Raw genomic sequence first — 5,008 nt, 5'->3', positions numbered from 1 at the left:
GAAAACGAAAACGTAACTTATCAGATGATAAACCGTTTTTTAAATCGTCTTCTATAATTTGTTCTATAAAATTTAAAGATTTTTCTTCTGCAGACATAATAATTTTCTTTCTTTTGACAAAGATAGAAAATGTTTCAAGTTTAAGGTTTAAAGTTGTTTAAAAAGTTGAAAAAACTAACTAACTTTGAACTTGAAACCTGAAACAAAAAATTAATGGGAAAAATAAAATTAACTAATATTCGAACCTTTTCATATCACGGATGTTTAGAAGAAGAAGCAAAAATTGGAAGTAATTATAGAATAGATTTAACTGTAAAAACCAATTTAAAACAATCTGCACAAACAGATGAACTAAATGACACAGTAGACTATGTAGATTTAAATAGAATTGTGGTGGAAGAAATGGCAATACGCGCCAAACTATTAGAACACGTGGCGCAAAGAATTATAGATCGGGTTTTAAAAGAATTGCTTTCGGTTTTAAAAATTGAAGTTCAAGTAACTAAATTAAATCCTCCTATTGGTGGTGATGTTGAAGGAGTTACGATACGTATGAAGAAAAAAAGATAGTTTTAAGAAAATAAAGATTGAAAAAAGAAAATAGATTTTAAAATATTTGGAATTTGTGATTTGAATATTGAAATTTTTATATCTATATTTGCAATCCAATAATGGCGTCGTGGCCGAGCGGCTAGGCACCGGTCTGCAAAACCGTCTACTCCGGTTCGAATCCGGACGATGCCTCTGAAAGAGTTACTTGAAAAAGTAGCTCTTTTTTTTTGTGAATTTTTAGAAAAAATTAATTAAAGTTATAGTTCGAATCCGGCGAGAATTCTGAAAGAATTACTAGAAATAGTAGCTCTTTTTTTTATGAATTTTTAGAAAAAATTCATAAAGTTATAATTCGAATCTGGACAATGATTTAGAAAGAGTGACTAGAAATAGTAGCTCTTTTTTGATTTTAAACAAAGTTATAAACACAGATTTCACAGATTGACACAAAATTATTACACACAGTTTGTCATCCTGAAAGGATCTTTATTAACTCAAAATTCAATCAATAAAAAACCCTTCAAGAGTTTTAAACTTTTGAAGGGTCAAATAAATAATATTGTAATTTACTTCACAACTTGCTCTATACCTAATTTTTTATTTACGATTTGTTTGCTTTTTGGAAAAAGCCCCTGAAGGATAAAAAACACTCCAAAAATTAATATTACTATACTAATAATTCTTTTAATTTTATAAATGTTATTTGGTGTTAATTTATGTTTTAATTGTTTGGCTAATAGTATTTTATAAATATCAATTAGTAAATAAAACACTAAAATTGAAGTAAAAAAAACAAAAATTCGCAACGGATTCATTTCTAATTTTGGACCGTGCGTTATTATAATCATCATCCAAAAACCTAAGACTCCAATATTAATAATGTTTAAAAAAACACCCTTAAAAAATAAACCTAAGTAGTTGTTTTTCTGAATATCTTCCTCATCATCGTCTTCCATTTTTTCGTTAAATTTTTTCTTTAACTGAATATAAGAAATTAATCCGTAAACCGACATTATAATTCCACCAACAATATACAAAATAGGGTTGTCTTTTAATTGCGATAGAATTTGATTGGTAGCAAAATAAGCAATTAAAATAAATATGATATCACTAAAAACAATTCCTAAATCTAAAGTAAAAGCTGCTTTAAATCCTTTGGTAATACTGGTTTCTAATAACATAAAAAAACCAGGACCAATTGAAATAGCTAATAAAAATGCCCAAGGAATGGCTAATAATATATCGTGAATCATTAAAAGGTTTATAAGTTTAAAAAGTTTATAAGTTTAAAAGGGTTATTAAACTAATGCACTTAAATGTAAAACTACTAATTTTTAAAGTTATAAAAAAACTTGAAGGTAAATTTATTTTGCTTGAATAATTTTTCCGCCAGCAACCGATTTTTGATTTATTTGTTTTGGATTGCCGTAAATAGTAATTGTTCCGCCTGCTCGGGTTTTAGCATCCACTATATCAGAAACATTTACATTAGCTATTCCGCCAGCATTAACGGTTACTGTAGTTTGTTGTGTAATACAATCTTGACCATCATATTTAGCACCAGAATTCGCTAAAATATCTTGGTTTTTTACCGTTCCTTTTATAGTAACTATGCTTCCTGCGCCACAACGCACTTTTAATTTATCTGCACTAAGAGTATTTAAAACAATTTCTGCGCCTTCTTTGGTAATAATATCAAAACCAATGGTTTTTATTTCTGTATCACAAGAAATTCTACTGCCTTCATTAGCTTCTAAAGCATTTAATTTTTTATAATAAACAGTTGCTGAAATGGCATCACCACTTAGTATTTTTGTTAATGGCATTCTAATTTTTAATTCACCATTATTGTTTATTAATTCTACTTCTTCAGAATTAGTACCTTTTAAAATTACTTTATTTTCTGTACCTAAAACCAACTCTACATCTATTTTATCAAAAGAAGTTACTTTGGTAAAATCACCAACCGATTTTTCGGTTTGTGCAAAAGCTATCGAACTGATTAATAATAAGGAATGTATGATTTTTTTCATAATCTCTTTGTTATAAGATACTGAAACGAGTTCAGTATGACAAGTTTGTGATGCTATTTTATTTTAACTGAACACTAAAAACTGATTACTGAACACTTTATTTATTTATTTTCTCTCACAAAATGAAAATCCAATTGTTTTTTTACTAAATCGGCATTTTTTACTTTAACATACACTTCGTCTCCTAATTGTATTAAGTTTTTAGAAACTTCACCTACTAACGCATATTGTTTATCATCAAACGTATAATAATCGTCTTTAATTTCTCTAATTCGCACCATTCCTTCACATTTATTTTCGATAATTTCTACATAAATTCCCCATTCGGTAACTCCAGAAACTACCCCTAAAAATTCTTGATCTTTATGGTCTTGCATATATTTCACTTGCATATATTTTACAGAATCTCTTTCCGCTTTTGCGGCTAAATTTTCTCTATCGGACGAATGCATACATTTTTCTTCAAATAATTCTTCACTCGCACTTTTTCCGCCATCTAAATAAAATTGTAGCAAACGGTGTGCCATCACATCCGGATAACGACGAATTGGCGAAGTAAAATGCGAATAATAATCGAACGCTAAGCCATAATGACCAATATTATGTGTTGAATACGCTGCTTTACTCATACAACGAATTGTAAGTGTATCCACCATATTTTGTTCTTTTTTTCCTTGAACGTCTTCTAATAATTTATTTAACGAAGTAGAAATATCTTGTTTCGATTTTAAATTTAAATTATATCCGAATTTAGAAATTACATTTTGTAAACCAAATAATTTATCTTCATTTGGTTCATCGTGAATTCTGTAAATAAACGTTTTCTTTTGTTTTCCGATAAATTCAGCCACTTTTCTATTGGCTAATAACATAAATTCTTCAATTAAATGATTTGCGTCTTTACTTTGTTTGAAATATACGCCAACAGGTTCTGCGTGTTCATTTAAATTGAATTTTACTTCTACTTTATCAAAAGAAATAGCACCTGCATTCATTCTTTTTATACGAAGAATTTTTGCTAATTCATCCATTTTTAAAGTCGCTTCTACAATTGGTTTTGGTACGTGATATTCTTTTCCAGTTAATGAAATATGAGCTGGAATTATATCTGATTTACTTTCTATAATTTCTTGTGCTTCTTCATAAGCAAATCGTTGATCTGAATAAATTACAGTTCTTCCAAACCAAGAATCCACCACTTCCGCTTTATTATTTAATTGAAAAATAGCTGAAAATGTATATTTTTCTTCATTTGGTCGTAAAGAACAAGCAAAATTTGATAATACTTCTGGTAACATTGGAACTACTCTATCCACTAAATAAACAGAAGTAGCTCTATTATAAGCTTCTTCATCTAAAATAGTTCCTTCTTGTAAATAATGAGAAACATCGGCAATATGTACTCCAATTTCATAATTTCCATTTGGTAATACTTGAAATGACAAAGCATCATCAAAATCTTTTGCATCTTTAGGGTCAATTGTAAACGTTAAAATATTTCGCATATCTCTACGTTTTGCAATTTCTTCTTCTGTAATTGAAGTATCTATTTGATTAGCATACGCTTCTACTTCAATTGGAAAATCGTTTGGTAAACCATATTCTGCTAAAATGGCGTGAATTTCTGTATTGTGTTCTCCTGGTTTTCCTAATACTTTAATTACTTTTCCAAACGGAGAATCAGCTTTTTTTGGCCAATCTACCATTGAAACTAATACAACATCACCGTGTTCTGCAGTAGCTATTTCATTTTTTGGAATAAAAATATCCGTGTACATTTTAGCGTTTGTAGTAGTTACAAAACCAAAATTTTTCTGAATATCAATTACACCAACAAATTCTGTTTTTGCTCTTTCTAAAATTTCTAAAACTTCTGCTTCTGGTTTTCTACTACTTCTTCTATTATAAATATAACATTTCACTTTATCACCATCTAAAGCGTGGTTTAAATTTATAAACGGAATATATACATCATCTTCTAATTCAGAACACACAAAATATCCCGATTTACGAGATGTCATATCTACTGTTCCTTCGTAATATTCTGCTTTTGATATTATTTTATATTTACCGCGTTCGGTTTCTTCTATTTTACCTGCTTTCTTTAAAATACCTAATTCTTTAATAATTTCGTTTCTACTTTGTGTGTCATTCACTTCAATTATCGCAGCAATTTGTTTGTAATTAAAGTCTTTAGTAGGTGATGCGGATAGTATTTTATATACGTGTGCCGAAAAATCTTTGGCTTTTTTTGTCATTTTTCTAAAATTCTTTTTCATATATCATTCTTAATATCGATAAAAGTACAAAGAAGTATTTAGATTTTAGAGAAAAGAGTGAATATTATAGATTAATAAAAGATTAAATATTTTCTTTTTAAACACATAGAAACATAGTTTTTTTTAAAAATAGTAAAACCGTTT

At 28.4% G+C, this 5,008-nt stretch carries 4 protein-coding genes and 1 tRNA gene; 2 read left to right on the top strand and 3 right to left on the bottom strand.

The genetic code is table 11. The annotated features are described in order from the left end of the window. Window positions 1-213 precede the first annotated feature (213 nt). Window positions 214-570, top strand: a complete 357-nt coding sequence (folB, locus tag ACIQ11_RS08740; RefSeq protein ID WP_396154262.1) for a dihydroneopterin aldolase — start codon at window positions 214-216, stop codon at window positions 568-570. A gap of 103 nt (window positions 571-673) precedes the next feature. After that, a tRNA-Cys gene (locus ACIQ11_RS08735) sits at window positions 674-744 on the top strand. Between the two features lie 374 nt (window positions 745-1,118). Here ACIQ11_RS08735 and ACIQ11_RS08730 read toward each other — a convergent pair. From ACIQ11_RS08730 to rnr, 3 genes are all read right to left on the bottom strand, one after another. Further along, entirely contained in the window at window positions 1,119-1,805 is a 687-nt protein-coding gene (locus ACIQ11_RS08730) for a LysE family translocator (protein WP_396154261.1), read from the bottom strand. A gap of 111 nt (window positions 1,806-1,916) precedes the next feature. After that, window positions 1,917-2,585, bottom strand: a complete 669-nt coding sequence (locus ACIQ11_RS08725) for a head GIN domain-containing protein (protein ID WP_396154260.1) — start codon at window positions 2,583-2,585, stop codon at window positions 1,917-1,919. Window positions 2,586-2,686: 101 nt separating this feature from the next. Next, window positions 2,687-4,864, bottom strand: a complete 2,178-nt coding sequence (gene rnr, locus ACIQ11_RS08720; protein ID WP_396154259.1) for a ribonuclease R — start codon at window positions 4,862-4,864, stop codon at window positions 2,687-2,689. Window positions 4,865-5,008: the final 144 nt, after the last annotated feature.

The sequence above is a fragment of the Flavobacterium sp. genome, from assembly GCF_044361065.1.
Classification (GTDB): Bacteria; Bacteroidota; Bacteroidia; order Flavobacteriales; family Flavobacteriaceae; genus Flavobacterium.
This window is presented reverse-complemented; position numbering and strand designations above follow the sequence as displayed.

Coding starts and splice junctions, on each gene's coding strand:
- folB (WP_396154262.1), top strand. CDS start 214: ATGGGAAAAATAAAATTAACTAATATTCGAACCTTTTCATATCACGGA.
- ACIQ11_RS08730 (WP_396154261.1), bottom strand. CDS start 1,805: ATGATTCACGATATATTATTAGCCATTCCTTGGGCATTTTTATTAGCT.
- ACIQ11_RS08725 (WP_396154260.1), bottom strand. CDS start 2,585: ATGAAAAAAATCATACATTCCTTATTATTAATCAGTTCGATAGCTTTT.
- rnr (WP_396154259.1), bottom strand. CDS start 4,864: ATGAAAAAGAATTTTAGAAAAATGACAAAAAAAGCCAAAGATTTTTCG.